28 protein-coding genes are annotated in these 24,637 nt (G+C 64.5%); 9 read left to right on the forward strand and 19 right to left on the reverse strand.

The window, feature by feature from the left end:
- Positions 1-335: 335 nt before the first annotated feature.
- From ACP159_RS10675 to aat, 4 genes are all read left to right on the forward strand, one after another.
- Positions 336-878 (forward strand): hypothetical protein, encoded by a 543-nt coding sequence (locus ACP159_RS10675; RefSeq protein WP_425099687.1) that lies wholly within the window; start codon positions 336-338, stop codon positions 876-878.
- 290 nt (positions 879-1,168) lie between these two features.
- Positions 1,169-1,660 carry an acetyl-CoA carboxylase biotin carboxyl carrier protein gene (accB, locus tag ACP159_RS10680; protein ID WP_425099688.1) on the forward strand — a complete coding sequence of 164 codons (492 nt, stop codon included), beginning with the start codon at positions 1,169-1,171 and terminating at the stop codon, positions 1,658-1,660.
- A gap of 9 nt (positions 1,661-1,669) precedes the next feature.
- Complete coding sequence (gene accC, locus ACP159_RS10685) at positions 1,670-3,019, forward strand: acetyl-CoA carboxylase biotin carboxylase subunit (protein WP_425099689.1); 1,350 nt, start codon at positions 1,670-1,672, stop codon at positions 3,017-3,019.
- Positions 3,020-3,022: 3 nt separating this feature from the next.
- Positions 3,023-3,670 carry a leucyl/phenylalanyl-tRNA--protein transferase gene (gene aat, locus ACP159_RS10690; RefSeq protein ID WP_425099690.1) on the forward strand — a complete coding sequence of 216 codons (648 nt, stop codon included), beginning with the start codon at positions 3,023-3,025 and terminating at the stop codon, positions 3,668-3,670.
- On the opposite strand, the gene ACP159_RS10695 is transcribed toward aat, so the two are convergent.
- Genes ACP159_RS10695 through ACP159_RS10705 form a run of 3 tightly spaced genes read right to left on the reverse strand, consistent with a single transcriptional unit; the run spans position 3,634 to position 4,825 of the window.
- Positions 3,634-3,996 carry a DUF2155 domain-containing protein gene (locus tag ACP159_RS10695; RefSeq protein ID WP_425099691.1) on the reverse strand — a complete coding sequence of 121 codons (363 nt, stop codon included), beginning with the start codon at positions 3,994-3,996 and terminating at the stop codon, positions 3,634-3,636. The two genes, aat and ACP159_RS10695, sit on opposite strands and share 37 nt — an antisense overlap.
- Positions 3,993-4,445: an outer membrane lipid asymmetry maintenance protein MlaD gene (mlaD, locus tag ACP159_RS10700; protein ID WP_425099692.1), complete on the reverse strand. Its 453-nt coding sequence runs from the start codon at positions 4,443-4,445 to the stop codon at positions 3,993-3,995. Before mlaD ends, ACP159_RS10695 begins: the two co-directional genes overlap by 4 nt.
- Positions 4,442-4,825, reverse strand: coding sequence for an NADH:ubiquinone oxidoreductase subunit NDUFA12 (locus ACP159_RS10705; RefSeq protein WP_425099693.1), 384 nt, complete (start codon positions 4,823-4,825; stop codon positions 4,442-4,444). Before ACP159_RS10705 ends, mlaD begins: the two co-directional genes overlap by 4 nt.
- Before the next feature lie 157 nt (positions 4,826-4,982).
- Here ACP159_RS10705 and ACP159_RS10710 point away from each other — a divergent pair, with 157 nt between their 5' ends.
- The gene (locus ACP159_RS10710) at positions 4,983-6,764 is read left to right on the forward strand and encodes an FkbM family methyltransferase (protein WP_425099694.1); all 1,782 of its coding nucleotides are present in this window, start codon (positions 4,983-4,985) and stop codon (positions 6,762-6,764) included.
- A gap of 8 nt (positions 6,765-6,772) precedes the next feature.
- Here ACP159_RS10710 and ACP159_RS10715 read toward each other — a convergent pair whose 3' ends face one another.
- The 3 genes from ACP159_RS10715 to ACP159_RS10725 form a co-directional block, all read right to left on the reverse strand.
- Positions 6,773-7,135, reverse strand: a complete 363-nt coding sequence (locus ACP159_RS10715) for a RidA family protein (RefSeq protein WP_425099695.1) — start codon at positions 7,133-7,135, stop codon at positions 6,773-6,775.
- A gap of 68 nt (positions 7,136-7,203) precedes the next feature.
- Complete coding sequence (gene clpX, locus ACP159_RS10720) at positions 7,204-8,469, reverse strand: ATP-dependent Clp protease ATP-binding subunit ClpX (RefSeq protein ID WP_425099696.1); 1,266 nt, start codon at positions 8,467-8,469, stop codon at positions 7,204-7,206.
- Between the two features lie 157 nt (positions 8,470-8,626).
- Positions 8,627-9,262, reverse strand: a complete 636-nt coding sequence (locus ACP159_RS10725) for an ATP-dependent Clp protease proteolytic subunit (RefSeq protein WP_425099697.1) — start codon at positions 9,260-9,262, stop codon at positions 8,627-8,629.
- A gap of 180 nt (positions 9,263-9,442) precedes the next feature.
- Between ACP159_RS10725 and ACP159_RS10730 the strand changes: the two genes are divergently transcribed.
- The gene (locus ACP159_RS10730) at positions 9,443-10,660 is read left to right on the forward strand and encodes an FAD-binding domain-containing protein (RefSeq protein WP_425099698.1); all 1,218 of its coding nucleotides are present in this window, start codon (positions 9,443-9,445) and stop codon (positions 10,658-10,660) included.
- Between the two features lie 3 nt (positions 10,661-10,663).
- On the opposite strand, the gene ACP159_RS10735 is transcribed toward ACP159_RS10730, so the two are convergent.
- The 13 genes from ACP159_RS10735 to ACP159_RS10795 all read right to left on the reverse strand — a co-directional run bounded on the left by ACP159_RS10735 (position 10,664) and on the right by ACP159_RS10795 (position 22,595).
- A complete protein-coding gene (locus ACP159_RS10735) occupies positions 10,664-11,593 on the reverse strand; it encodes a cation diffusion facilitator family transporter (RefSeq protein ID WP_425099699.1) in 930 nt (309 codons plus the stop codon).
- Between the two features lie 82 nt (positions 11,594-11,675).
- Positions 11,676-12,935: an FCSD flavin-binding domain-containing protein gene (locus tag ACP159_RS10740; RefSeq protein ID WP_425099700.1), complete on the reverse strand. Its 1,260-nt coding sequence runs from the start codon at positions 12,933-12,935 to the stop codon at positions 11,676-11,678.
- 412 nt (positions 12,936-13,347) lie between these two features.
- Entirely contained in the window at positions 13,348-14,058 is a 711-nt protein-coding gene (locus ACP159_RS10745) for a c-type cytochrome (protein ID WP_425099701.1), read from the reverse strand.
- Between the two features lie 5 nt (positions 14,059-14,063).
- Positions 14,064-15,377: a c-type cytochrome gene (locus tag ACP159_RS10750; protein ID WP_425099702.1), complete on the reverse strand. Its 1,314-nt coding sequence runs from the start codon at positions 15,375-15,377 to the stop codon at positions 14,064-14,066.
- On the reverse strand, positions 15,361-16,638 hold the full coding sequence (gene soxC, locus ACP159_RS10755; protein ID WP_425099703.1) for a sulfite dehydrogenase: 1,278 nt from the start codon (positions 16,636-16,638) through the stop codon (positions 15,361-15,363). The genes ACP159_RS10750 and soxC overlap by 17 nt, the downstream gene beginning before the upstream one ends.
- 48 nt (positions 16,639-16,686) lie before the next feature.
- Positions 16,687-17,121, reverse strand: coding sequence for a DsrE family protein (locus ACP159_RS10760; RefSeq protein WP_425099704.1), 435 nt, complete (start codon positions 17,119-17,121; stop codon positions 16,687-16,689).
- A 28-nt stretch (positions 17,122-17,149) separates the two neighbouring features.
- Complete coding sequence (gene soxB, locus ACP159_RS10765) at positions 17,150-18,847, reverse strand: thiosulfohydrolase SoxB (RefSeq protein WP_425099705.1); 1,698 nt, start codon at positions 18,845-18,847, stop codon at positions 17,150-17,152.
- 103 nt (positions 18,848-18,950) lie between these two features.
- The gene (soxA, locus tag ACP159_RS10770) at positions 18,951-19,799 is read right to left on the reverse strand and encodes a sulfur oxidation c-type cytochrome SoxA (protein WP_425099706.1); all 849 of its coding nucleotides are present in this window, start codon (positions 19,797-19,799) and stop codon (positions 18,951-18,953) included.
- A 57-nt stretch (positions 19,800-19,856) separates the two neighbouring features.
- Entirely contained in the window at positions 19,857-20,186 is a 330-nt protein-coding gene (soxZ, locus tag ACP159_RS10775; protein ID WP_425099707.1) for a thiosulfate oxidation carrier complex protein SoxZ, read from the reverse strand.
- Between the two features lie 22 nt (positions 20,187-20,208).
- A complete protein-coding gene (soxY, locus tag ACP159_RS10780; RefSeq protein WP_425099708.1) occupies positions 20,209-20,625 on the reverse strand; it encodes a thiosulfate oxidation carrier protein SoxY in 417 nt (138 codons plus the stop codon).
- Positions 20,626-20,653: 28 nt separating this feature from the next.
- On the reverse strand, positions 20,654-21,130 hold the full coding sequence (gene soxX / locus ACP159_RS10785; protein WP_425099709.1) for a sulfur oxidation c-type cytochrome SoxX: 477 nt from the start codon (positions 21,128-21,130) through the stop codon (positions 20,654-20,656).
- 135 nt (positions 21,131-21,265) lie between these two features.
- Positions 21,266-21,844 carry a thioredoxin family protein gene (locus ACP159_RS10790; RefSeq protein WP_425099710.1) on the reverse strand — a complete coding sequence of 193 codons (579 nt, stop codon included), beginning with the start codon at positions 21,842-21,844 and terminating at the stop codon, positions 21,266-21,268.
- A gap of 13 nt (positions 21,845-21,857) precedes the next feature.
- Positions 21,858-22,595 (reverse strand): cytochrome c biogenesis CcdA family protein, encoded by a 738-nt coding sequence (locus tag ACP159_RS10795; protein ID WP_425099711.1) that lies wholly within the window; start codon positions 22,593-22,595, stop codon positions 21,858-21,860.
- On the opposite strand from ACP159_RS10795, the gene ACP159_RS10800 reads away from it, so the two are divergent.
- The 3 genes from ACP159_RS10800 to ACP159_RS10810 all read left to right on the forward strand — a co-directional run bounded on the left by ACP159_RS10800 (position 22,540) and on the right by ACP159_RS10810 (position 24,564).
- Complete coding sequence (locus tag ACP159_RS10800) at positions 22,540-23,049, forward strand: thioredoxin fold domain-containing protein (protein WP_425099713.1); 510 nt, start codon at positions 22,540-22,542, stop codon at positions 23,047-23,049. The genes ACP159_RS10795 and ACP159_RS10800 overlap by 56 nt on opposite strands.
- A gap of 13 nt (positions 23,050-23,062) precedes the next feature.
- The gene (locus ACP159_RS10805) at positions 23,063-23,407 is read left to right on the forward strand and encodes an ArsR/SmtB family transcription factor (RefSeq protein WP_425099714.1); all 345 of its coding nucleotides are present in this window, start codon (positions 23,063-23,065) and stop codon (positions 23,405-23,407) included.
- Positions 23,408-23,502: 95 nt separating this feature from the next.
- Positions 23,503-24,564 carry a YeeE/YedE family protein gene (locus ACP159_RS10810; RefSeq protein ID WP_425099715.1) on the forward strand — a complete coding sequence of 354 codons (1,062 nt, stop codon included), beginning with the start codon at positions 23,503-23,505 and terminating at the stop codon, positions 24,562-24,564.
- Positions 24,565-24,637: the final 73 nt, after the last annotated feature.

Genomic DNA, 24,637 nt, shown 5'->3' on the forward strand with positions numbered 1-24,637 from the left:
GGGCACCCGGCCTGCCGAAGACCCGCTCCGGCAAGATCATGCGCCGCATCCTGCGCAAGATCGCCGAAAACGACTACGGCGCCCTCGGCGACACATCCACCCTCGCCGACCCATCCGTCGTCGATGAACTCATCGATAACCGGATGAACAAATAATCGCCTCGATACGGGCGAAAGGCGGGCCACACGCGGCCCGCCTGTTTCGTTCCCTGACCGGCGTACAGACGGCATTAACCACCAACTCACTATATTCTTTGAATTTTATACGCCCCGGTGCGATATTCGCAGGGATGTGTTAAGTTTACAGGGTGGGGGCCCTAAGCATGGAGCATGAGAATGCTACTCGCAGGCCCGACCCCGACGTGGATCGCGCCCTTGGCCACGGGTCACCCCCTCGGTTTGCCGGGCGCACAGAAACAGACGCCACCGCAGCAGCGGGTGCAGCCGCCCGCCCAGCCGCGTGATGCGTCGTCCACCCTGACCCGCGACGCCCCGCTGCCGCAGCAATGGCGCGACCACGCGACTGTAGACCCAGATCCGACAACGCATGTGGCGCCACCCTCGATCATGCAGATCAAGATCTCGCAGATGCTGGTGGAGCAGGCGCGCCGCAAGGAGCCGTCCGACGAGACGGACCCGGAACCGGCGAACGTCGATACCCCACCCGAAGAGGCCGATCGGCCCATGACCATGGTCAGGGGGACCAAGGATTTCGAGGGCATGGAAACGGCTCGACAGATGGCTGCCGCACCGGAGGAAACCGACGACGGCGAAACCTCGCCGCCGGAACGAGAAACCGACGAAGCCGCGAAAGCGGTCCAGGAGAACGCGCGCAGCGGATACGAGGCGGCGTCAAACCTGTCCCGCGCGGTGCTCTGACGCCACGCGGGACGTCTTTGCCGCACCAAATCTGGACCGCGCCCGCTCAAGGCGTCGGGTCCATCGTCGCGTTGTCCCGGGCTTGGGTCGACCGCAGGAGGCGGCCCTTGTCCCAAGCCACCATGGGAGGGGCGCGTTGACCCTGACCCACGCCAAAGCGGTCACGAACGCTCCGGCCACGCCGCTTTTCCCGAAATGCGCGGCTTTTCACCGCAACCTGCATATCCTATAAGCCCATCAGTCAAGCCGTTAGCGCAGAACCGACGGCACGGAATTCTGGCGAGGATCGCATGAGCAACAAGAACCACGAGGCGGACGTCGCCTTCATCAAGGCATTGGCGGACGTGCTGCGCGACAATGACCTGACGGAACTGCAAGTCAAACGGGAATACGGTGAAGCGGACAGCCTGAATGTCCGGGTCAGTCGCGTCCAACCGCAAGCCCCCGTGGCACCCGCCCCCATGCAGTACGCGGTTCCCGCAAGCCCTGCCGCCGCTCCAGCCGCCGCGGCCCCGACCGTTGAAATCCCCGAAGATCCAGCCGCGCATCCCGGCGCCGTGACCTCGCCGATGGTTGGCACCGTCTACATGCAGGCCGAGCCTGGTGCCCCCGCCTTCATCAGCGTCGGTACGGCGGTGAAGGAAGGCGACACGCTGCTGATCGTCGAGGCCATGAAGACCATGAACCACATTCCCGCGCCGCGTGCCGGGACGGTCAAACGCATTCTGGTCGAGGACGGCGCCCCCGTCGAATACGGCTCGCCCCTCGTGATCCTCGAATAAGGCCGCGCGATGTTTGACAAGATCCTGATCGCCAACCGGGGCGAGATCGCCCTCCGGGTCATCCGCGCCTGCCGCGAGATGGGCATCAAGAGCGTCGCGGTGCACTCCACCGCCGACAGCGACGCCATGCACGTGCGCATGGCGGACGAGACCATCTGCATCGGACCGGCCGCCGGAACCGAAAGCTACCTGTCGATCCCGGCGATCATCTCCGCCTGCGAGGTCAGCGGTGCGCAGGCGATCCACCCCGGCTATGGGTTTCTTTCAGAGAACGCCCGTTTCGTGCAGATCGTCGAGGACCATGGCCTGACCTTCATTGGCCCCTCTGCCGAACACATCCGCATCATGGGCGACAAGATCACCGCCAAGGAAACGGCGAAATCTCTCGGAATTCCGGTTGTTCCAGGCTCGGCTGGCGGGGTTCCGACACTCGAAGACGCCAAGAAGATCGGCGCGGACTTCGGCTATCCCGTCATCATCAAGGCCACCGCCGGCGGCGGCGGGCGCGGTATGCAGGTGGCGAAGGACGAGGCGTCGATGGAGCGGGCCTTCCAGACCGCCCGCTCCGAGGCCAAGGCCGCCTTTGGCAACGACGAGGTCTATATCGAGAAATACCTGCAAAAGCCCCGCCATATCGAGGTGCAGGTGTTTGGCGATGGCCAGGGCGGCGGCGTGCATCTGGGCGAGCGCGATTGCTCGCTCCAGCGCCGGCATCAGAAGGTCTTCGAGGAGGCCCCCGGTCCGTCGATCACGCCCGAGGAGCGTGCGCATATCGGCGGCATCTGCGCGAAGGCCATCGGTGAGATGGGCTATTCCGGCGCGGGCACCATCGAGTTCCTCTATGAGGACGGGGAGTTCTATTTCATCGAGATGAACACCCGTCTGCAAGTGGAACACCCTGTCACCGAAGCGATTTTCGGTCAGGACCTCGTGCGCGAGCAGATCCGCGTGGCAGCGGGCAACAAGCTGTCCTTCAATCAGGAAGACCTCGTCATCAACGGCCACGCCATCGAGGTGCGGATCAACGCGGAGAAACTGCCGAAATTCTCCCCCTGCCCCGGCAAGATCAGCGCCTTCCACGCGCCCGGCGGTCTGGGTGTGCGGATGGACAGCGCGCTTTATGACGGCTACTCGATTCCGCCCTACTACGACAGCCTGATCGCCAAACTGATCGTGCATGGCCGGGACCGGCCGGAGGCGCTGGCGCGTCTGCGGCGCGCGCTTGGCGAGTTGATCGTGGACGGCATCGACACCACGATCCCGCTGTTCCATGCGCTGTTGCAGGAAAAGGACATCCATACCGGCGCATACAACATTCACTGGCTGGAGAAGTGGCTGGAGGCCGGAGGGCTCGAGTGAGCCATGGGGGGCGAGCACCGCGTCACGCCTGATCTGCTGCTGCATGCTTATCGCTCGGGCATCTTTCCGATGGCCGAGCACCGCGACGACCCGGAGATCTTCTGGGTCGACCCGCGTCGGCGCGGGATCATTCCGCTGGATGGCTTTCACATTTCCCGCAGCCTGGCGAAGGCGCTCCGGCGGGACGATTACCTTGTCACGCTGAACCGGGACTTCGCAGGGGTGCTGGAAGGCTGCGCCGACCGGCCGGAGACCTGGATCAACCCGGAAATCACGGATTTGTACGGCGAACTGCACGCGCTCGGGCATGTGCATTCGCTGGAGGTCTGGATGGAGAATGTGCTGGTCGGCGGTGTCTACGGGGTCACGATCGGGCGCGCCTATTGTGGCGAGTCGATGTTCTCGCGGCGCACCAATGCCTCGAAGATCGGGCTGGCCTGGCTGGTGGACCTGCTGCGGCGGACCGGGTTCACCCTGTTCGATACGCAATTCCTGACCTCGCACCTTGCCTCCCTCGGTGGGCAGGAGATCACCCGGGGCGGCTATCGCGAGCGGCTGGCAGAGGCACTGGAAGGCGAGGCGGACATTCTCTCGGCTCCCCTGGCCTCATCCGGTCAGGACGTGGTGCAGCGCATCACCCAGACGTCATAACGCGGGTGATCGAGCGGGTTGAGCGCCGGCGAGGACGCGATCATCCAGCCGCGATAGACGGGCTGCGCCACGCCCGCCTCCCGGATCGTCAGGAAGGCATAGGCGTCCCCCGCAGGGTTGCCGACCGGAAACCTGCATTCGGACAGGACGATCTCGATCAACCCCTGCTGTACGGAGCTGCCATTGGCCAACGTCACGTCGTTCACCTTGGCGTTGAGCTTGTCCAGCACCCGCAGCACCGCGCCGGTGCCCGGGTTCACCGTTTCCTGCGCCAGAACCGGCGCGGCAACGAGAGCCAGCGCCGCAGTCAACGCGCGCAGGCTCATTCGCTGCTGCTCCCGCCGCCCACGTATTTCAGCAGCAGTGACAGGAGGCTGACCGCGCCCTGCGTGTCGAGAATCTCGTCTCCGGATTCGTAGTTGAAGGGCGATCCACCCGGGCTGATTTCGATGTAATTTCCGCCAAGCAGACCCTCGGAGGCCACGATGATCGCGCTGTCATCGGGAATGGCGATCCCGTCCTGGATGCTGACCACCGTATCGGCGCGGAACGTCTCCCGATTCAGGGCAATGTCCGTCACCGTGCCGACCTTCACCCCCGCCAGGCGCACATCGGTGCCAACGCTGACACCCTCCAGGGAGCGGAAGGAGGCCCGGAGCGGATAGTCCGCCCCGCCAAACTCGAAGCCCGCGCTCTGGATCGCGTAGAAGCCGAAGGCCAAAGCGGCGGCCAGTACGCCGCCGCCCACGATCACTTCCGTGGTGGAATGGGTCATTCGGGGCTCCAGGCCTCGTAGTCGCTGCGGTCCGCAGGCTGAACCCGACGCAGCGAGCCCGCAGGCGCATAGGCCAGTTGCGTACCGGTCAGGTTCTCGACGTGCGGCTTTTCCCAGGTCTTGTGGGTCAGCGGTTTGTCCGTGGGCGGCTCGTCATAGGTGTGATGCAGCCAGCCATGCCAGTCGGGCGACACCCGGCTTGCTTCGGCCTCGCCGTTGTAGATCACCCAGCGGCGCTTGCCGCCGTCGGTCTGGTAGAAGACGTTGCCTTGTTCATCCTCGCCCACCTTGTTGCCATGGCGCCAGGTGTAGATCTGCGTGTTCAGGGTCTGGCCGTTCCACCAGGTCACAGCGCGCAGAAGTGTGTTGAGAATGCCCATGGACGACTCCTGTATCTCTTGCGCCCCTGTATGGCGAAAACCGCACGCCGCGTCCAGTGGCCCGCATGCCGCATCCGGCGGCAAGTGGCGCAGGTTTTGTGAAAAGGCTGGAAGGGTTTATCCTGCCCGCCTAGGTTTGGCGAAAAAGAGCAGCGCGATGAACGATCAGACCACAGCGGTAGAATGCCGGGGCGTGCGGGTGCCCCCGTCACCGTTTCTGACCGAAACCCGGATGAAGCGCATCGCCGAAGGCCGTTACGAACGCGAGGAGATCGCCGGGGCGCTTTCGGTTATCGGAACGTCCGATCGCGTGCTGGAGATGGGCGCGGGGCTGGGCATCGTCGGCGCGGTGATTGCCCTGAACGCGCGGCCGGAGGCAGTGCTGTCGTTCGAAGCCAATCCGAATTTAATCCCGTATATCAAGGTGTTGCACGCGGAGAACGCCCTCGGTGAGCGCATCGCACTGCGCAACGCGGTGCTGGTGACCGCCCCGGACGCGCCAGCGAGCATGCCGTTCTATCTCCGCAGCTCCTTTCTCGGATCGTCGCTGATCGACCAGGACGGCAGGCAAACCGAGCGGGTCGATGTCGCCACCGCGCAGTTCGATGACGTGCGGCAGACGTTCCGTCCGACGGTGCTGGTGATCGACATCGAAGGCGGCGAGCTTGAGTTCCTGCGTCATGCGGATCTGTCGGGTATCCGCGCCGTGGTGATCGAATTCCATCCGAACGTGTATGGGATCGAGGGGGCGAAAACCTGCAAGGACCTGCTCCGCAAACAGGGATTCCGGCAGGAGGAGGCGGTCTCCAGCCGCTTCGTCTGGACCTGTACCCGCGAGATTGCGCCCGCGCTGGAGCACACACCGCCGCCGAGCCCGCACGGCGGCTGGTCGCACAGCCTGCGGGTCGTGCACGGCGCATTGGTGCAGGCCCCGGCGGAGCGGGGGCTGGCGGTGCCTTCGGGCGTCATGACCGCTGAAGGGCAGGACGTCTGCGAGGCACCGCTCTGGCGCAATCGGCGGCGGCTGAACCTGCCTTTCGCACGGCCCGGGGAACCGCTGGAAGAGATTGCCGGGACGTGGTTGTGGGGCGGCGTGCTGTGGCGGAATTTCGCGCATTTCATCACCGAGAGCCCCTGCCGGCTCTGGGGACTGGACCACCTGAAACGTGCGCCCGACGGCATCCTTTTCATCCCCCGTCGTGATCGCCCGGTCGAAGGGCTGCTCGGTTTCCAGCAGGCGTTCTTCGCGGCGTTGGGAATCGAGGTGTCGATCCGCATCGTCCATCCGGCGGCCCGCGTGGAGCGATTGATCGTTCCGGGCCAAGGTTTCGGCATCGGCGACATCAGCGCCGGCACTCCCCCCTTTCGCGCCTACATGGCAGCGCATTTCGGGAAAGATGTAGCGGCCGAAGGGCCAGAGAAACTCTATATCTCGCGCAGCGCGCTTGGCCCATCAAAAGGCGCCCTGCTTGGCGAAGTCCAGTTGGAGGCGCATCTGCGGGCGCAGGGTTACGAGATTTTCCATCCGGAAAACCACGATCTGCGGGTCCAGATCGCCCGCTACAAGGCAGCAAGGACGGTGCTGGCCAGCGAGGGATCGGCGCTGCACCTCTTTGCCTTCGTCGGGCAGGCGCATCAGACGGTCGGGGTCATCGCGCGGCGGCGGTCGGTGGCGACGGATCACATCCTCGCCCACCTGCGCCATTGCACGGGTGCGGAGCCGGTGCTGTTCAACCACCTGTCGCGTGTCTGGACCCATGCGGCTTCGGGCCGCGCCCGTCTGGCGATCGGCGAGCCAGACCTGCCGCGGTTGCAGCAGGCCCTGGTGGACACCGGATTCCTGGCGCCGGGTCCGGTTTGGGACGCTCTGGATATCGGCGACGTAGAGGCGATGCTTGGCGACGGGTATTTCGCAGACTCGCGCCCGCCCGCCGCCTGAAAGCAGCGTCAGGCCGACGCCACCAGCGCCGTCAGTTCGATCTCGATCCGGAACTTCGGGTCGATCAGGTTGCATTCGATCATCGTCGCCGCAGGCGGATTGGCACCGAAGGTCTCGGCGAGCAACGGCCAGCAGGGTTCGAATTCGGCGGCGTCCGGCAGGTAGTAATTCACCCGCACGGCCTTGTCGAAGCCCGAACCAGCCTCCGTCAGCGCCTTGCCGATGGTCGCCAGCGCCGCGCGGCATTGGTCGACGACAGTGTCTCCCTCGCCCACGGTGCCCGCGACATGCACGAAACCCCCGGCGACAACGGCGCGGCTGTAACCGATCTTCGGCTCGAAGACCCCGCCGGAAGAGATGCGTTTGATCATTTTGTCCTCATCTACAGAAAAAGGCGGGGTAAAACCCCGCCCTACCTCGTGTTGCGCGAAACCCTCGATCAGCTGGCCGAGGCTTCCTCTTTTTTCTGGTCGGCGTAGATCATCAGCGGCTTGGCATCCGACATGACCGCCTCCTCGTTGACCACAACCTCCGTCACCTCGTCCATGCCCGGCAGTTCGAACATGGTGTCGAGCAGGATGCCCTCCAGGATCGAGCGCAGCCCGCGTGCGCCGGTCTTGCGCTCGATGGCCTTCTTGGCAATCGCCGTCAGCGCGTCCGGGGTGAAGTTCAGATCGGTGTCTTCCATCTCGAACAGCCGCTGGTACTGCTTGACCAGCGCATTCTTCGGCTGCGTCAGGATGGTGACCAGCGCGTCCTCGTCGAGATCCTCCAGCGTTGCCACCACCGGCAGACGGCCGACGAATTCCGGGATCAGACCGAATTTCAACAGGTCCTCCGGCTCCAGCTCGCGGAACGTCTCGCCGATGCCCTTTTCGCTCTCGTCGCGCACATCGGCACCGAAGCCCATGGCCGAGCCCTTGCCGCGCTGCTTGATGATGCGGTCGAGACCGGCGAAGGCGCCGCCGCAGATGAAGAGGATGTTCGTGGTGTCCACCTGCAGGAATTCCTGCTGCGGGTGCTTGCGCCCGCCTTGCGGCGGCACGGAAGCCACGGTGCCTTCCATCAGCTTGAGCAGGGCCTGCTGAACACCCTCGCCCGAGACGTCGCGGGTGATCGAGGGGTTTTCGGACTTGCGGGTGATCTTGTCGACCTCGTCGATGTAGACGATGCCGCGCTGCGCCCGCTCGACGTTGTACTCGGACGCCTGCAGCAACTTCAGGATGATGTTCTCAACGTCCTCGCCCACGTAACCGGCCTCGGTCAGCGTGGTGGCGTCCGCCATCGTAAACGGCACGTCTAGGATGCGCGCCAGTGTCTGCGCCAGCAACGTCTTGCCGCAGCCGGTGGGGCCGATCAGCAGGATGTTCGACTTCGCCAGTTCGATGTCAGAGGACTTCTGCGCGTGGTTCAGACGCTTGTAGTGGTTGTGCACCGCAACCGAAAGCACGCGCTTCGCCTTTTCCTGGCCAATCACGTAGTCGTCGAGCACATTGCAGATCTCGCGCGGCGTCGGCACGCCTTCGGAGGCCTTGAGCCCAGCGCCTTTCGTCTCCTCGCGGATGATGTCCATGCACAGCTCGACGCATTCATCGCAGATGAAAACCGTCGGCCCGGCGATCAGCTTGCGGACCTCATGCTGACTCTTGCCACAGAAACTGCAGTACAGAGTGTTCTTGCTGTCACCGCCTGAATTCGTCGCCATCTTGCACCTTTCCTGGCAGCCCACCGTCCGCGGATCGGATCGGAGAACGTGCCGTCAATTCGCACTGTCTGCCCCTGTTCCCGTCAGCTTATGGCAGCCAAAAGGGGCGGGCAATCCGAAAGTTTGCCCCGCCCCGGGTTAGGGCAGGGCACTCTGTTTATTTGCCGGAGTCCGCGTCCGGCGCCTCGCGAGAGGTCACGATTTCATCAATCAGGCCCCATTTCTTGGCATCTTCGGCACTCATGAAATTGTCCCGCTCCAGCGCGCTTTCGACCGCCTTGAGGGTCTGGCCGGTGTGCTTCACGTAGATTTCATTGAGGCGGCGCTTCAGTTTCAGCGTCTCCTCGGCGTGGATCATGATGTCCGTCGCCTGACCCTGGTAGCCGCCGGAGGGCTGGTGCACCATGATGCGGCTGTTCGGCAGCGAGAAGCGCATGCCGGCCTCACCGGCGGTCAGCAGCAGCGAGCCCATGGAGGCCGCCTGTCCGATCACGAGCGTGGAGACCTTCGGCTTGATGTACTGCATGGTGTCGTAGATCGACAGGCCCGAGGTCACCACGCCGCCGGGGCTGTTGATGTACATCGAGATTTCCTTCGACGGGTTTTCCGCCTCCAGATGCAGCAGCTGCGCGACGATCAGGCAGGACATGCCATCATGCACCGGCCCGTTCACGAAGATGATACGCTCCTTGAGCAGGCGCGAGAAGATATCGTAGGCACGCTCGCCCCGGCTGGTCTGTTCGACCACCATCGGCACCAGCGTGTTCATGTAAACGTCAATCGGATCTTTCATCGGATACCTGCCTCTACTCGAGTCTTGATTAGGATGCCTAAAGCCTAGGAGTTTATAGAGTCTTAGTGCCGCCCCCAGACACCCGCAAGGGGCGGGGGAAATTTACGGGCGTCTTGCCGCAATTGCCGGCTGCACTAACTTTGTTCGCATCGCGGTTTCCAGGCTTCGAAGGGGCTTTTCATGCGTGTTCTGAACGACTTTCCGCCGACACGGCTGGCCGGGCTGGCGCGGCTTGCGGATTTCGCCCCGAGGGCGGGGCGGGCCTATGCGGCGCGGCGGAATTTTGATCCCGGTCCGGACGGGCGCGCCGCCGTTTCGGGTTTGTCGCCCTACCTGCGGCACCGAGTCGTCACCGAAGAGGAGTGCCTGAAGGCCATTCTTGCCCGTCATTCGCCGACCGAGGCGCAGAAGTTCCTGCAGGAGGTGCTCTGGCGCACATACTGGAAAGGCTGGCTGGAAATGCGCCCCGGCGTGTGGCCGCAATACCAGGCCGCGCTGCGCCAGCGTCTGGACGAGGTGCAGACCCAGTCCGGCCTCCGGGACCGTTGGGAAGCGGCCTGCAAGGGCGAGACCGGCATTACCTGTTTCGACGCCTGGGCGCGGGAATTGGTCACGCGCGGGTATCTGCACAACCACGCGCGCATGTGGTTTGCGTCGATCTGGATCTTCACGCTGCGGTTGCCGTGGGAGCTCGGCGCGGATTTCTTCCTGCGCCATCTGGTGGACGGCGACGTGGCATCGAACACGCTGTCGTGGCGGTGGGTCGCGGGAATACAGACGCCGGGCAAGACCTACCTCGCCACGGCGGAGAACATCGCGCAGTTCACCGAAGGCCGGTTCAGCCCGGCTCCCGGCGAACTGGCGGATCACGCCGAGCCGATCCCTGCCCCGCCCCTGCCGGAGCGCATCGCTCCCCCGGAACAGCACCGTTTCGACACGACCAGGCGCACAGCGCTCATCCTGCACACCGACGACCTTTCGCCGGGCTGGCTGCTGATGAACAGCGGTCTTTCGCCGGTCGGAACGGCAACGCTCTGCGGGCACCCGGGACTGACGCCGCTTCAGGTCTCTCCCAATGTCATCGCGTGGAAACGCGCCGCCATCGAGAACGCCTGCGGGCGCAGCTTCGGCAGCTTCGGGGAGGTCACGCACGGCCTCGGCACGGCGCAGGCGCTGGAGGACTGGGCAAAGGACCTCGGCGCGGAACAGATCGTCACGCCCTACGCGCCGGTTGGTCCGGTCGCGGATGTTCTGAAACAAATCAACGGGTTGCCGGTGATCCAGCCATTGCGACCGCTCGACCTGCAGGCCTGGCCGCATGCCACCGCAGGCTTCTTCAAGTTCAACGGGCAGATCCCCGGCCTTCTGGACCAACTGCTGCCGAAACGGGCGGCCTGACGGTCAGGTCGCCTCGTGCCCGATGGTTCGCGCCCCACTGCAGCGATGCGCCTCGCACTCCAGTTCCAGCGTCACGTGGGTCAGCCCGTGCGCCTCTGACAGCCGCAGCTTGACCGCCTGCTTGATGGCATCGGCGCGGCTCCAGGCGCCGGTTTCGATCACGACGTGCGCCTCCAGCGACGTGCGGTGCTCGTCCAGCTGCCACAGGTGCGCGTGGTGGACGTCGCGCACGCCATCGACCGCCCCGGCGGTCTCGAGCACCGCCTCCGGTGCCATCTGCGGCGGGCTGCCAAGCATCAGGATGCGCACCACGCCGCTGATCTCGCTGAAGGCCATCCAAAGGATGTAGCCTGCGATCAGCAGCGTCACCAAAGGGTCCACCCAGGTCCAGCCGAACAGCAGGATCAGCGTCCCGGCGAGGATCACCGCAACGGAGCCGAGCGCATCGGCAAGGTTATGCAGGAAGGCGGCGCGGATATTGGCGCTGTCCTTCGACATCGAGTAGGTCAGCGCCGCCGTGACGAGGTCCACGACCAGCGCGATCCCGGCAATGACGATCACCAGCCAGCCGGTGACCGGTTCGGGCGCGAAGAAGCGCATGACCGCCTCGTAGATCAGGTAGAGGCCGATGACGATCAGTGTCGTCAGGTTGATCAGCGCCGCCACCAATTCCGCCCGGCCATAGCCGAACGTCATGTCCGAATCCGCCGGGCGCCGGGCGATCTTCCGCGCCCAGAAGGCGATGACGAGGCTGATGGCATCGGAGAAATTATGCAGCGCGTCGGCGATCATCGCGAGGCTGCCGGACAGCACGCCGCCGACGACCTGCGCGACGGTCAGCAGGATGTTGACACCAACCGCGGCTGCGACGCGGCGGTCACCGGCTTCGGGATCGACGTGGTGATGATGGTGGTGGTGATGATCATGGGGCATGACCACAATGGGCGCCTGCCGGGCCCAAAGGTCAAGGGGCAGCCCGGTCGGTCGCCCCCGACAGATCGTCACATCGCGCCGGTCATCCGAACATGTCGGCGGTGATACCTGCGTACCAGCCGAGGCTTTCCTCGTAGGTGCGCTTGCGCAGGTCCGCATCCTCTCCGGTCTGGCTGACGAAGCTGGAGACACTGGCGATCTTCTCGTCGGTCGGCTCGTAGGCCGCGCCGACCTTCACCCCGTCATCCGGCGCGATCAGCGACCAGCAGGTGTTGGAGTATTTCGCCGGGAACACCCGGGAGCCGGTCAATGCCCCGCGCACCGCCATCGCCGCCACCTTCGCCTGCGAATTGGCGGAGAAGCCGGATTTTGGCATGTCGCCCTGTGCGCAGGCATCGCCGAGGATGAAGACATTCTCGTCCATCCGGCTCTGCATCGAATGACCATCCACCGGCGCCCAGTTGCCCTCCGACAGCCCCGCCGCGTCGCAGATCGCGCCCGCCTTCTGCGCCGGGATGACGTTGCACACGTCCGCCTTGACGATCTCCCCGTCGATGTCGACTTCCATGGCATCGGGATTCACCGAGACATTGCCGCCGCCGAAATCCGGTCCAAAGCGCTCGATCATGCCGCCATAATGCTTCTGCCAGCCTTCCTCGAAGAGCGCCTGCTTGGAGAATTTCTCCTTGGGATCGGCGATGATGATCTTCGCCGTCGGGTTGGTCTCCTTGAGCACATGCGCCACCATCGAAATCCGCTCATACGGCCCCGGCGGGCAGCGGTAGGGGTTCGGCGGCGCGACCATGACATAGGTGCCGCCCTCCGGCATCGCCGTGATCTGCCGCCTGAGCAGTTCCGATTGCGTGCCGGCCTTGTAGGCGTGCGGCATCCGGGTCTGGGCAGAGAGGTCCCAACCGGGCACCGCCCCATCGACAAAGTCGATGCCGGGGCTGAGGATCAGCCGGTCATACGGCACCTTGCCGCCACCCGCGAGGGAGACGGTCTTCGCATCGCGGTCCACGCCAATGGCCCAGTCATGCACCACGTTGATACCGTATTCGGCGGCCAGTGTGCCGTAGCTGTGGCCGATGCTGGAAAGCTCCCGGAAGCCGCCGATGTAGAGGTTCGAGAAGAAGCAGGTGTAGTACATTCGTGTCGGCTCGATCAGCGTAACGTCTATCTCGCCTTTGGAATCCCTGGCGATGTAGCGCGCCGCCGTGGCCCCGCCGGCGCCGCCGCCGACAACGACAACGTTCGGCTTGCCGTGGCTGGCGGCCTGCACCATGGGCGCAGCCAGCGCCGCCATGCCGGTGCCAAGGAAAATGCGTCTGTTGATCGTCATGTCTTGTCTCCTCCAACTGTTTTGAAAACCCCGGGCTTGTTCTGTTCTTGTCCGGGCAACCTGTGCGGCGGTCCCGCACGAAAAACGCCCCGCAGGTCGCGCTGCGGGGCGTATCTGAAAAATCCTGAAGTGAGGCGGCCCGGACGTGCTGCGCCGGGTCCCGGGGGCCTGCTCAGGCGGGCAGGAAACCGAAGGCCGCCGCCAGGGCGAACACCCCCGCCAAAATCACGATACCACGCCGAAAAGTCATCTTTTTTCCCGAAATCACTGTGGGTCCTGCCGACGCAAGACCGGACAATCCGCGCGCTCGCGTCACACCTTGCCGGGGTCAGGCCCGTCAAGACCGCGAGGCACGCCATGAGTGTCGCCTGATTTTCACTTCGGGAAAACTGTGGAATTCCGGACCCCTCCGTTACTCGATGGTGGCGAAATAGGCCGCGAGCGCGGCAATCTCCTCGTCCGACAGCCGCCCGGCCATCATCTGCATCACCGGATGCGGGCGCATCTGGCGCTTGTAGGCATGCATGGCGACGACGAAATCCTCCTCCGGCCAGTAGACAATCGAGGGAATGCCCGCGTCCGCCCCATCGCGCTTGTGGCAGGTCAGGCATTCGGAGGCGAGGTATTCGCCGTAGTCCCGGTCCCCGACGAGGGCGAGGATCTCCGGCGGCAGGTCGACCTCCCGCAGCACGGCGGTCGGCTCGGCTTCGGGGATGTCCTGCGGGCTGGCGGTGAAGCTGCGCAGGTAGGCGAGCACGTCGTGCCGATCCTGCGCGTCCCTGATCCCGCGAAACGACATGCGGGTGCCGGAGACCAACGCCCGCGGGTTCTCGATGTAGGCGTCGAGACGGGCATAGTCCCAGACCATGCCGTCACTGTGGGCCCGCTCCATCGCCTTGGAGTAGCGAAAGCCCTCAACGTCTCCGGCCCGGCGGCCGAAGATGTTGTTGAGATGCGGACCGGCGCGGTTCTCCGCCTCCGGCCCGATCTGGTGGCAGCCGCTGCAATGGCGGAACACAAGAGCGCCGTTGTCCTTGTCTCCGATCAGTTCCGCGTCCTGCTGGGACAGCGCGGCCCCTGGAAGGGCCAGCGCCAGAAGCAGGACAAGGGCACGCGCGGCCATGGTTCTTACTGCGAGACGGACTTCAGATACTCGACAACCGCGTCGAGTTCGTCGTCCTTGCGCAGACCGGCAAAGGACATCTTGGTGCCCTTCACGTAGCCCTTCGGGTTGGCCAGGAAGGCGTGCAGGGCTTCGGAGTCCCAGGCGCCGTCCATGCCGGCCATCGTGTTCGAGTAGTTGAAGCCATCGACGCTGCCGATGTCCCGTCCAACCACGCCGTTCAGCTGCGGGCCGGTGCGGTTCTGCGCCCCCTCGCCCACCTGGTGGCAGGCCTTGCACTTCTTGAAGACCTTTTCGCCAGCGGAGACGAGGTCCGCATCCAGCGCGGCGGTTTCCATCGGTGCCGGCGCTTCGGCGGCGGCGGTGGCCTCCTCGGCGGCAGGTGCTTCGGCGACGGTTTCCTCGACAGCGGTGTTCGTGGCTTCGGCTTCCGGCTCGGCGGCGGCCTCTTCCATCGCGGTATCCGTGCCGCCGTGATCCGGCGTCACGTCAAGCACCGTGGCCCGCATCGTGATCTCGACGTTGTCCTTGCAGTTTTCCATGCAAGGCTCGGTCCGCCAGATCGGGTACTCCGTCTCGGCGCGGTCGTCGACGATGAAGCCGTCGGCGTTCGGCATCTGCACCTGATCCCAGGTTTCCTTCGACAGCTCGAACTCGTCGTCGATGATGTCGTTGGAGTAGAGGATATAGGCCACGATCGCGTAGACCTCGTCGTTCGACAGCGTCTGCGCATTGCCAAAAGGCATGGAGCGGTGGACATAGTCCCAAACCGTCGAGAGATAGGGCCAGTAGCTGCCCACGGTCTTCAGCGGATCGTCGTCCGCCAGCGTGCCGTCACCGCCCGCCAGCTTTGGCCAGTTGTCGACGCCCTCGGCGAAGGAGCCATGGCAGACCGCGCAATTCTCCTCGAAGATCGCCTCGCCGTCGGCGGCATTGCCGGAGCCGTCCGGCAGGCCGGTGCCATCGGGGCTGACATCCAGGTTCCAGGCCGCAATTTCCTCCGGCAGCGCCTCCCGGCCAAGCCCGAACCGCGTGCCGGTGCTGGCCTCATCGGCCTGCGCGGCGGCAACGAGCAGCGTATCGCCCGTGTCTTCCGTGGTCTCCACGTCGGCAGTTTCCACGGTCGCGGGCGCGGTGGGTTCCGCCGCAGCGGCCTGCACCGGGGCGACCGGCTCCGGGATCGGGGCGGGCAGCGCGGTCAGGGTGCGGGGATGGGCCGGGAAACCGGCGACATTGCGGTCCGCGAAGTTGTAGGCCGCGGTGCCCAGCACCACGAGGCCGAGCGTCGTGGCGCCGAAAAGCTTAAGAGACTTCGACATTTTCGGCCTCTCCATTGGATTTCACATGCCAGGTCTGGATGCAGTTGTTGTGGTAGATCGAGTTCAGGCCGCGCACCTCGCGCAATTGCGCCTTGGTCGGCTGGACATAGCCCGTCTCGTCGATGGCGCGGGATTGCAGCAGCATCTCCTCGCCGTTCCAGGTTGTGTCGAGGTAGAAACGGGTCAGCGCCTTATCCTCGCCGTCCTTGGCCAGCCGCGCGGTCTCCCAGGTCTTGCCGCCGTCCTTGGAGACGTCGACGCGGGTGATGCGGCCATGCCCGGACCAGGCCATGCCGGTGATGACCAGCGGGCCGTGACCGTGGGTGATCGGCGCCTGCGGGCTGGGCGAGGTGACCACGGATTTCGCATCCATGACCCAAGTCCACTTGCGCGAGGTGCCATCGGCCAGCGTATCCGTGTACTTGGAGGTTTCCTCGCGGCTCTCGACCGGGCCGTCCATGACCTCGACGCGGCGCAGCCACTTGACCCACATGTTGCCTTCCCAGCCCGGCACCACGAGGCGCACCGGGTAGCCATGCTCCTTGCGCAGCGCCTCGCCATTGGCCTTGAACGCTACCAGAACGTCGTCCATCGCCTTTTCCATCGGGATCGAGCGGCCATTCGAAGACGCATCGGCGCCCTCTACATAAACCCACTTGTCCTTCAGATCGCCCGCCGCATCGAGCCCCGCCTCGGCAAGGATCGTGCGCAGCGGCACGCCGGTGTATTCCATGTTGTGGATCATGCCGTGGGTGAACTGCGCGCCATTGAGCTGCGCCCCCGCCCATTCCATGCCGGTATTCGCCGCGCATTCGAGGAAGTAGACATGCTGCTCTCGCGGGAAGCGTTCGAGATCGGCGTAGGAGAAGACCAGCGGCTTGTCGACCAACCCGTTGATCATCAAACGATAATCGTCCTTGGACAACTCGATCGCGCCCGAATGATGACGCTCGAAGGCGCAACCCTGCGGGGTGATGGTGCCGTCGAGCGCATGGATCGGCGTGAAGTTGATCGAGCTGATGGTGTCGGCGGTCAGCCATTCCACGTTGCGGCGGATGACATCCGACTCGTACTTGATCGGCAGGCCGTAGGGGGTCGCGTCAACGCCGTCGCCGAAGCCGTTGGCCCAGGGCTGAACCTCGGTGATCAGCGGATCGGGACCGGCAGCCCGGGCCACGGTTGCGGCGACGGTGCCCGCCCCGATGGCCGCGGCGCCGGTCAGGAACTGACGGCGCGACGCGCCCTTGTTCTCTGTGCTCATGGCAATCTCCAGATTAAGAGTGCTTCGTTAAGGGTGAGCCGGCCCGTCTCAGGGCCGGATATAAGCGTATCCCTGCTCCTGCAGGTCGATGAGGCGGACAACGCCGGAGGGTGTCATCTGCGCTTCGCTCATCAGGAGAACATCGGCACCGGCCTTCTTCGACATGGCGCGATGGGTGTTCTCGCAGGCGGAGAAGGTCAGGTTGTCCATCTCCAGCGACATCGCCGAGATGCGGTCCGCGACCGGGCTCTTGCCCTCGACGAACATCAGCAGGCCCGGACCGTAGGCCACGACCTCGACGACCACCGTGTCGCCCTGGCTCTCGTAGTAGCTGGCCAGGTTCGCCACATTGTTCAGGGCCATGTTCATGACCTGGGCATCGCCCTCGTCCACATGCACGGCCACATGGTGCGTCTTGCCTTTGGCAAAGGCGCTGGTGGCAAGGGTCATGGCAAGGGCTGCGGTGACAAGAAGTCGCTTCATGGTCGGGTCCTCCTCCCGGGGGCTCGCCTCAGAGCCCGGTGACAGTGACGCTGGTGTTTTCCTGCAGGTTCACGGTGCCAAGCTTGCGGATGTGGCTTTCGACCACGTCCCAGATCTGCGGCCCCTCGGTGCCCTCATTGACCGAAGCCCAGCCCGCGACGACGTAGTTCTTCGCAGGGTCGATGGCCTCGCCGGTCTTGAGCAGGGTCATGTCGCTGATGCGCTCGCCCTGCGGCTTGCTGACGTCGATGCGGTAACCCATGCCGCCGATGCGGACCATGTCGCCGCCCTGCTGGTAATAGGGATCGGGGTTGAAGATGTTGTCGGCAACGTCCTCAAGGATCACCTTGATGAATTCCCCGGTCATTTCCGTGCGATAGGCCTCACCATAGGTCATGGAGGTGACGTTCCAGATGTCCTCGCGGGTGATGTCGTCGCCGGGGATCAGGCTCGGCCCCCAGCGCACACCGGGCGACATGGCGATATCGGCCTCGCGCTCGGACATCAGCGCGTCGCAGATCAGGTCGTCCCAGGAGCCGTTGAAGTTGCCCCGGCGGTAGAGCATCGTGTCGGTCTGGCCGATGACTTCGGACAGCTCGGCCTCGTAGGGCGCGCGCTGTTCGTCGATGACCGCGGCGACTTCCTTGTCGGGCTCAATCACGTCCGAGAAGATCGGGATGAGCTTGTGGCGGAAGCCCATCATCCGGCCATCGCGCACGTCGAGGTCGACGCGGGAGACGAACTTGCCGTTCGACCCCGACGCGATGATGATGGTCTCGCCGACCAGCACCGGCTCGGGCAGCGCGTCATGGGTGTGACCCGACAGGATCACGTCGATGCCCGTCACCTTGCTCGCCATCTGCTTGTCGACGTCGAAACCGTTGTGCGAGAGGCAGACCACAAGCTCCGCCCCCGCGGCGCGGACCTCGTCCACCATCGCCTGCATGTTCTCGTCGCGGATGCCGAAGCTGTACTCCGGGAACATCCAGCGCGGGTTGGCAATGGGCATGTAGGGGAAGGCCTGACCGATCACCGCGATCTTCACGCCGCCGCGCTCGAAGAATTTGTAGGGCGGGAAAAGCTCCGTCGGCTCGTCCCATTCCGCATCGAAGATGTTCTGGCCGAGGGCCGCGAAGGGCAGCCCCTCGACGATTTCCTGCACCCGCTCGGAGCCGAGGGTGAACTCCCAATGGAAGGTCATCGCGTCGGGCTTCAGCGCGTTCATCACGTTGACCATGTCCTGCCCCGCGGTGTGGTAGCAGGTGTAGGAGCCGTGCCAGGTGTCGCCGCCGTCGAGCAAAAGAGCGTCCGGCCGCGCGGCACGGATCGCATTGATCACGGTCGCCACGCGGTCCAGACCACCGACCTTGCCGTAAGCCCGGGCGAGGGAGGAGAAATCGCCGGAGCTGAGGGCATAATGGGAGGGAGACCCATCGTCGATGCCGTAAAGCTTGCGGAAATCGGCGCCGGTGACGTGCGGCACTTGCCCCTTGTTGCCGCCGACGCCAATGTTGATCGACGGTTCACGGAAGTAGATCGGCTTGAGTTGCGCATGGATGTCGGTGACGTGGATCAGGCTGACATTGCCGAAGGTGTCGAACTCCAGCAACTGGTCCTGGGTCAGGGCCTGCTGTGCGGCCAGACGCGCCCAGTTGCCGAAACCGGACGCACCCACCAGGGCCGATGCGGCCATGGACACCTGCAGAAAATCGCGTCTTGAGATCATGGGAGGGGCTTTCTTTCTCTTTCGCGACACACATGCGCATGTGTGAATAAGATGGTGACAAGAAACCCCGCCGCCGACATCGGCGGCGGGGGGCCGGGTTGGCTTAGTTGCGGACCGAGGGGCCTTCGACCGATAGGCCGTTGCCACGGGAGGCGACGTAGAGCTCCAGCGCGAGGAACTCTTCGGAGCCGGGGCTGAAGGTCTCGGCGCGGGTGTCGCGCACGCAGCCCTTGAAACGGCCCTGCGGGCTGGTCATCTTCGTGTCCTTCAGGCGGTACACGGGGAATCCGTTGATCTGACCCTGGGACAGGTGATCGGCCCGGATGTAGTTCCCGTAGTTCTGCTCGTGGCAGTTGGCGCAGCTGAGTTCCAGCTGGCCGTACCGGGTGTAATACATCTCCTTGCCCTTCTCCCACATCTCGGAGACCGGCCCGTCGATCGCGACGTTCACAGGCATGCCGCGCGAGACGGCAGACAGCAGGGTTTCCATGGAAACGGCAACGGCGGCGTCATACTTCCAGGCTTCGGCACCCATCCGGTTCACCCGGCAGTCGTTCACCTGCATCTGCAGGTTGCGCAGCTCACCCGCGGCCTCGTTCCACTTCGGATAGACCGCCCGCACACCGGCCATGTCCTCGGGAGCGCCGTGGCAATCCGCGCAGGACTTGCCCTCGGAACCGTCCGCCGTGTTCCAGACGTCGCGGGCCTGGTCGGCGTAGATCATGCCGGGGTTGTCGAAATCGTCCATTTCCATGGCCTGGGTGTCATCGTCGCGGAAATGCCAGCCCGAGATGATCTCGGGCAGCGCGCCGTCGAGATGCGCCGGGGCCTCGGTCTTGGTGACCATCTCCAGTTCGCCATTGATGACGAGGGTGTCGTCATCGGCTCCGCCCGCCATCACCATGGGGGCGGCCAGCAGTGCGGCAATCGCCGTCAGTGCCTTGAATTTCATGTTTGTATCCCTCCCGTTTGGTGCCTGCCCCGCCGGAGCGACGGAGCAGGAATGACCTCAGCCGATCGCGATCGGCTTGGTGTCCTCGTAGATGGAGCCATCGTCATCGTACCAGGTGAACTTGAACTCGCCCGCTTCCGCGACGGTGGCGTCGAATTCGAAGTACGGGTTGGTCGAGATCGCCGGTTCCATCTTGATGTCGATCACGGACTGGCCGTTCAACTCGCAGGTGAAGCGGTTGATGATCGAACGCGGGATCGGGTTGCCGTCGCCATCCTTGCGCTGACCCGATTCCATCTGGTGGGAGATCAGGGTCTTGATGGTGATGACCTCACCAGCCGACGCGGACTTGGGGACCTTGACGCGGGGTTTTGCATCAGATGCCATGATAGATATCTCCTGTTGAGCCTCAGCCGCCGCAGCCGCCGATGGTGACCTTCACGGTCTTGGTTGCACGGCCGAACGAGCCGTCGGCGAGCTGGGCAATCGCGACCACGTCCTGCGTTCCTGCGAGGCGGATACGGGTGGAGGCGGATTGAGACCCCGCGAGCGGTCCGAAGCGGAAGGTTGCGACACCCGGTGTAGGGTTGCCGGTGGCGAGCAGCAGGATCGCCGTCGCACCTTCCGAAGACACGGCCACCGGCACGGTGTTGCCGTTCTCGGCGATTTCCGGCGCGGTCAGATCGACGCCGCCATCGGCGACGGCGGCCCCGCCGGTGAATTCGTTGATGACATCCTCGACCGCGGCATTGGCGCGGAACGGCAGGAAGGTCATCAGGGCTGCACCGGCACCGAGCGCCAGCGTTTCACGACGTGTGAACTCCATCGTTCTTTCTCCTTGAACCTGGTTCAGGTCAGCTGTCCTTGAGCGTCATCAGGAACGCGACCACATCTTCGATTTCCTGCGCCGACAGAATCGGCGGCAGGTCGGCGGGCGCCGCCTTGCCGGTGTACGCATCACCGGGGCGGATGAACCCGCTGGTCTTGTAGAAGGCCGGCATGACCGTGCCTTCGAACGTCATCTTGGCGTTGGCGACGATGCCACGCAGCTCTTCGGCGGAGCGGTATTCGCCCACACCGGACAGCTCCGGGCCAACCTCGCCCTGGAACGGCACGTCCGGCAGCGCGCTCACCTGGTGGCAGGAGACGCAGTTGCCCATCGACTTGTTCGAAAAGATCTTGGCACCGTTCGCCGCGTCGCCCTCCATGCCGGACAACGACACCGCGACTTCGCCGGACTCTCCGAACTGGACATCGTCGGGGGCCACGGTCTCGGCGAAAGCCGCCCCTGCGATCAGCGTTGCCGCCATCGTGATTGCTGTAAGCCTCATATTCCCTCCCTAGGCCTTTGGCTGTGCCCTCGCGGGCCTTCGTGCGCATCTGGCTGGTGTATACCGTAGGCCACCGGACCCCGCGAACGCAACAACAAATTCACAGAAGTGAATTAATACTTCTTAAGTCTCGGTTCAGTCGGTCGATCCGTTGCTGCGCTCCTGGATCATCCGCGCGTGGTATCGCTGAAAATCCTCTCCGTTATCAAGGGCGTATCGCTTTTCGTTCACCCAGGTGAACATGTCCAGCGTGGTCCCGATCCCGAAGGCCCCCGGCATCACCGCAACCGCCGCACGCGCCCCGGATTCGCCCTCGGGCACCGCCTCAGGGAAGAAGACGATGTTCGGCGTGAAGAGCACGTTCCACTTCCGGGCGAGGTCTTTTTCGGAAAGCGATTCCCCGTCGAAGTCGGTCACCTCGGTATCGCCATGCAGGTTCACCTGAACGACAAAGAAGTTCTCCGCGATGTAGCTGCTGAGGCCCGGATCGACAAAAACCTCTTCGTGCATCTTCTGGCAGTAGATGCAGCCGCGCTGCTCCACGAAGACCACCAGCCGCTTGCCCTCGGCGTTCGCCTCGTCCAGGTCCTCGCGCAGGTCCTTGAACGTGTCGCGCATCCAGGTTTCCTTGTGGAGACCGTCGTCACCGACCTCTGCCGCCAGCACCGGCATGGCCAAGACCATGGCAAGCGCCGTTCCCATCCAGTGTTTCATCCGATCCTCCCGATCAACTCAGCGATGTCCAGTTCGGGAACGTGTCGATCATCCATTGCGCGATCACGTTCACCGAGTTCGTGGCAATCAGTATGGCAAATACGATCAGCATGACCCCCATCACCTTTTCGACATACTGCAATTTGCTCCGGTGCCGCGCCGTCCATTTCAGGAACGGGCCGGAGAACAGGGCCGCGACCACGAAGGGGGCCGTCATGCCGATGCCGTAGACCAGAAGCAGAAGCCCGCCGCGCCAGATGTCACCCATGCCGCTGGCGATCATCAGGATCGACGCCAGCGCCGGGCCGACGCAGGGCGTCCAGCCGAACCCGAAGGCCAGGCCCATGAGGTAGGCTCCCAGGATCGTGGTGGGCTCTGCCGTGCTTTCCAGCCTGGCCTCCCGATAGAGAAACCCGATCCGGATCACACCGAGGAAATGCAGTCCGAACACGGTAAGGATTGCCGCTGCCACCCATTTCAGCTGGTCGATATAGGTGGCGAAGGCCTGCCCGACCGCCGTCGCGCCCATGCCCAGAAGCACAAAGATCGTCGTGACGCCAGCTGCGAAGAAAAGCGCCGAGACGATCAGCCGACGCTGCGCCCCCGGAGCGATTCCCGCGTCATCCCTCAACTCCGACATGGAGATGCCGGCCATGTAACACAGGTAAAACGGCACCATCGGCAGGATACAGGGAGTGAAGAAGCTCAATAGTCCCGCAAATGCCGCACCCGCGAAAGAAATGTCGAACACCGGCGCCCTCCGCCTTGATCAATTCACATATTCAGATTACGTATTGGGTCAGTCAAGTGACATTCGGTGTGCCATGGCAATCAGCTCAATCCTGCGCGCTTCGGCGCTCGGCTTCGGCCTATGCGCCGGCGCGGCCGGTGCCGGGGAGATCCGGCTCGTGATGGTCGAACAACCCGGCTGCGCCTATTGCGCCGCCTGGGACGACCAGATCGCGCCTGCCTATGACAAGACCGAGGAAGGTCGTTTTGCCCCGCTGGTCCGCGCGGATCTGCACATGGGACCGCCCGAAGGCATCACTTATGCCCGCCCGGTCAACTTCACCCCCACGTTCATCCTGATCGACGACGGAGTGGAAATCGCCCGCATGGAAGGGTATGTGGGAGAGGATTTTTTCTGGCCCGTTTATGCCAGGCTGCTCGAAGAAAACACCCCGTTCGAGCCCGCATTGAATTGAGGACACTCCGACCATGAGCCAGGCCCTGCCCGTCCTGCACGACGATCTGACCGAAGCCGAGCTGGACACCATCGTCGAAAAGGCCACGACCGCGTCGGCCTTCCTCAAGGCGATCAGTCACGAGGGCCGGCTGATGATCCTGTGTCACCTCGTGACCGGCGAGAAATCCGTGACCGAGCTGGAGGACCTGCTCAGCGCCCGCCAGGCCGCCGTCAGCCAGCAGCTCTCCCGCCTGCGCCTCGAAGGGCTTGTGGTGCCGCGCCGGGATGGCAAGGCGATCTATTACCGCCTCGCCGACGACCGCCCGCGCAAGATGCTGGAATGCGTCTACGAGCTGTTCTGCAAGGACGCGGACTGAGCGGACCCGCCCCCCGGGGCACGAGTCCCGTTGCGCAAGCGCCTTTCGTATCGCATATTGCGGATATGAACTGTCAGGTCAGGAGGAGGCCGGACGTGTTTGAACTCCTGTCGGAACATCACTGGGTTGCACTGTTCGGCCTGCTCGGCGGGTTGTGCCTCGGCCTTGCGGCCCGGCTTGGCCGCTTCTGCACCCTCGGTGCCATCGAGGATGCGCTTTATGGCGAAAGCTACGTCCGGATGCGGATGTGGGGCGTGGCCATCGGCGTGGCCGTGCTCGGCAGTTTTGCCCTGATGGCCACCGGCTGGCTTGTCGATACCAGCACCTATTACCTGTCGATCCGCTGGATGCCCATGGCGTCCATCGCGGGCGGCCTCGTGTTCGGCTATGGCATGGCGCTCTCCGGGAACTGCGGCTACGGCGCGGTGGCGCGGCTCGGCGGTGGCGATCTGCGCAGTTTCGTCATCGTGCTGGTGATGGGTGTGTCGACCTATGTCGCCCTCTCCGGCCCCCTCGCCCCCGCCCGCGAGTTCCTCTTCCCGCAATCGGACGTGACCTTCGGCGAGACCCCGCCGGGCCTCGCCAACTACCTGAGCGCCGCAAGCGGTCTCTCCGTTCCGGTGATCGGCATGGCTATCGGCCTGGTCTTCCTCCTCGGCTCCGCCGCGTCGAGGGACCTCTGGAAGAAGCCGCAACAGGTGCTTTGGGCTGCTGTCGTCGGCCTCGGCGTGATCATTGGCTGGGCTGGAACGGCCTGGGTCGCCCGGGTCGGGTTCGAGGCGCTGCCGGTGGTCTCCCACAGCTTCGCCGCCCCCTTGGGCGAGTCGATACTTTGGTGGATGACCGGCTCCGCACGGCCCCTGTCCTTTGCCGTGGGTTCAATCGCCGGGGTCTGGCTCGGGGCATTCATCGGCTCGACGATCAAGGGGCATTTCCGTTGGGAAGCCTGCGAGGACCCGCGCGAACTGCGGCGCCAGATCCTCGGCGCGGCGCTGATGGGCGTCGGTGCGGTAACGGCGTTGGGATGCTCCGTCGGTCAGGGCCTCTCGGCCTTCTCGGTGCTGGCTGTCTCCGCGCCGGTCACGTTCCTGGCGATCTTCGCCGGGGCGGCACTGGGGCTGCGTCAGTTGATCGTCGGGTTCCAGCCCGCCGAATGAGCCCTTCGGCGGGGGGGGGGGGGGGCCCCCCCACCCCCCCGCGCCGCCGGGGGGGGGGGAACCCACCCCCCCC

The organism is Tropicibacter sp. S64, from assembly GCF_049803835.1.
Taxonomy (GTDB): domain Bacteria; phylum Pseudomonadota; class Alphaproteobacteria; order Rhodobacterales; family Rhodobacteraceae; genus Pacificoceanicola.

Bases quoted from the DNA above. Each gene is read 5' to 3' on its own strand.
- ACP159_RS10705 (WP_425099693.1), bottom strand. From the start codon at position 4,825: ATGGGCATTCTCAACACACTTCTGCGCGCTGTGACCTGGTGGAACGGC.
- soxB (WP_425099705.1), bottom strand. From the start codon at position 18,847: ATGATCTCAAGACGCGATTTTCTGCAGGTGTCCATGGCCGCATCGGCC.
- ACP159_RS10675 (WP_425099687.1), top strand. From the start codon at position 336: ATGCTACTCGCAGGCCCGACCCCGACGTGGATCGCGCCCTTGGCCACG.
- accB (WP_425099688.1), top strand. From the start codon at position 1,169: ATGAGCAACAAGAACCACGAGGCGGACGTCGCCTTCATCAAGGCATTG.
- ACP159_RS10710 (WP_425099694.1), top strand. From the start codon at position 4,983: ATGAACGATCAGACCACAGCGGTAGAATGCCGGGGCGTGCGGGTGCCC.
- ACP159_RS10740 (WP_425099700.1), bottom strand. From the start codon at position 12,935: ATGACGATCAACAGACGCATTTTCCTTGGCACCGGCATGGCGGCGCTG.
- ACP159_RS10760 (WP_425099704.1), bottom strand. From the start codon at position 17,121: ATGAAGCGACTTCTTGTCACCGCAGCCCTTGCCATGACCCTTGCCACC.
- ACP159_RS10695 (WP_425099691.1), bottom strand. From the start codon at position 3,996: ATGAGCCTGCGCGCGTTGACTGCGGCGCTGGCTCTCGTTGCCGCGCCG.
- ACP159_RS10735 (WP_425099699.1), bottom strand. From the start codon at position 11,593: ATGCCCCATGATCATCACCACCACCATCATCACCACGTCGATCCCGAA.
- aat (WP_425099690.1), top strand. From the start codon at position 3,023: ATGGGGGGCGAGCACCGCGTCACGCCTGATCTGCTGCTGCATGCTTAT.
- soxY (WP_425099708.1), bottom strand. From the start codon at position 20,625: ATGGAGTTCACACGTCGTGAAACGCTGGCGCTCGGTGCCGGTGCAGCC.
- ACP159_RS10805 (WP_425099714.1), top strand. From the start codon at position 23,063: ATGAGCCAGGCCCTGCCCGTCCTGCACGACGATCTGACCGAAGCCGAG.
- ACP159_RS10745 (WP_425099701.1), bottom strand. From the start codon at position 14,058: ATGGCCGCGCGTGCCCTTGTCCTGCTTCTGGCGCTGGCCCTTCCAGGG.
- soxC (WP_425099703.1), bottom strand. From the start codon at position 16,638: ATGAGCACAGAGAACAAGGGCGCGTCGCGCCGTCAGTTCCTGACCGGC.
- soxA (WP_425099706.1), bottom strand. From the start codon at position 19,799: ATGAAATTCAAGGCACTGACGGCGATTGCCGCACTGCTGGCCGCCCCC.
- soxX (WP_425099709.1), bottom strand. From the start codon at position 21,130: ATGAGGCTTACAGCAATCACGATGGCGGCAACGCTGATCGCAGGGGCG.
- soxZ (WP_425099707.1), bottom strand. From the start codon at position 20,186: ATGGCATCTGATGCAAAACCCCGCGTCAAGGTCCCCAAGTCCGCGTCG.
- mlaD (WP_425099692.1), bottom strand. From the start codon at position 4,445: ATGACCCATTCCACCACGGAAGTGATCGTGGGCGGCGGCGTACTGGCC.
- clpX (WP_425099696.1), bottom strand. From the start codon at position 8,469: ATGGCGACGAATTCAGGCGGTGACAGCAAGAACACTCTGTACTGCAGT.
- ACP159_RS10730 (WP_425099698.1), top strand. From the start codon at position 9,443: ATGCGTGTTCTGAACGACTTTCCGCCGACACGGCTGGCCGGGCTGGCG.
- ACP159_RS10725 (WP_425099697.1), bottom strand. From the start codon at position 9,262: ATGAAAGATCCGATTGACGTTTACATGAACACGCTGGTGCCGATGGTG.
- ACP159_RS10750 (WP_425099702.1), bottom strand. From the start codon at position 15,377: ATGTCGAAGTCTCTTAAGCTTTTCGGCGCCACGACGCTCGGCCTCGTG.
- ACP159_RS10790 (WP_425099710.1), bottom strand. From the start codon at position 21,844: ATGAAACACTGGATGGGAACGGCGCTTGCCATGGTCTTGGCCATGCCG.
- accC (WP_425099689.1), top strand. From the start codon at position 1,670: ATGTTTGACAAGATCCTGATCGCCAACCGGGGCGAGATCGCCCTCCGG.
- ACP159_RS10715 (WP_425099695.1), bottom strand. From the start codon at position 7,135: ATGATCAAACGCATCTCTTCCGGCGGGGTCTTCGAGCCGAAGATCGGT.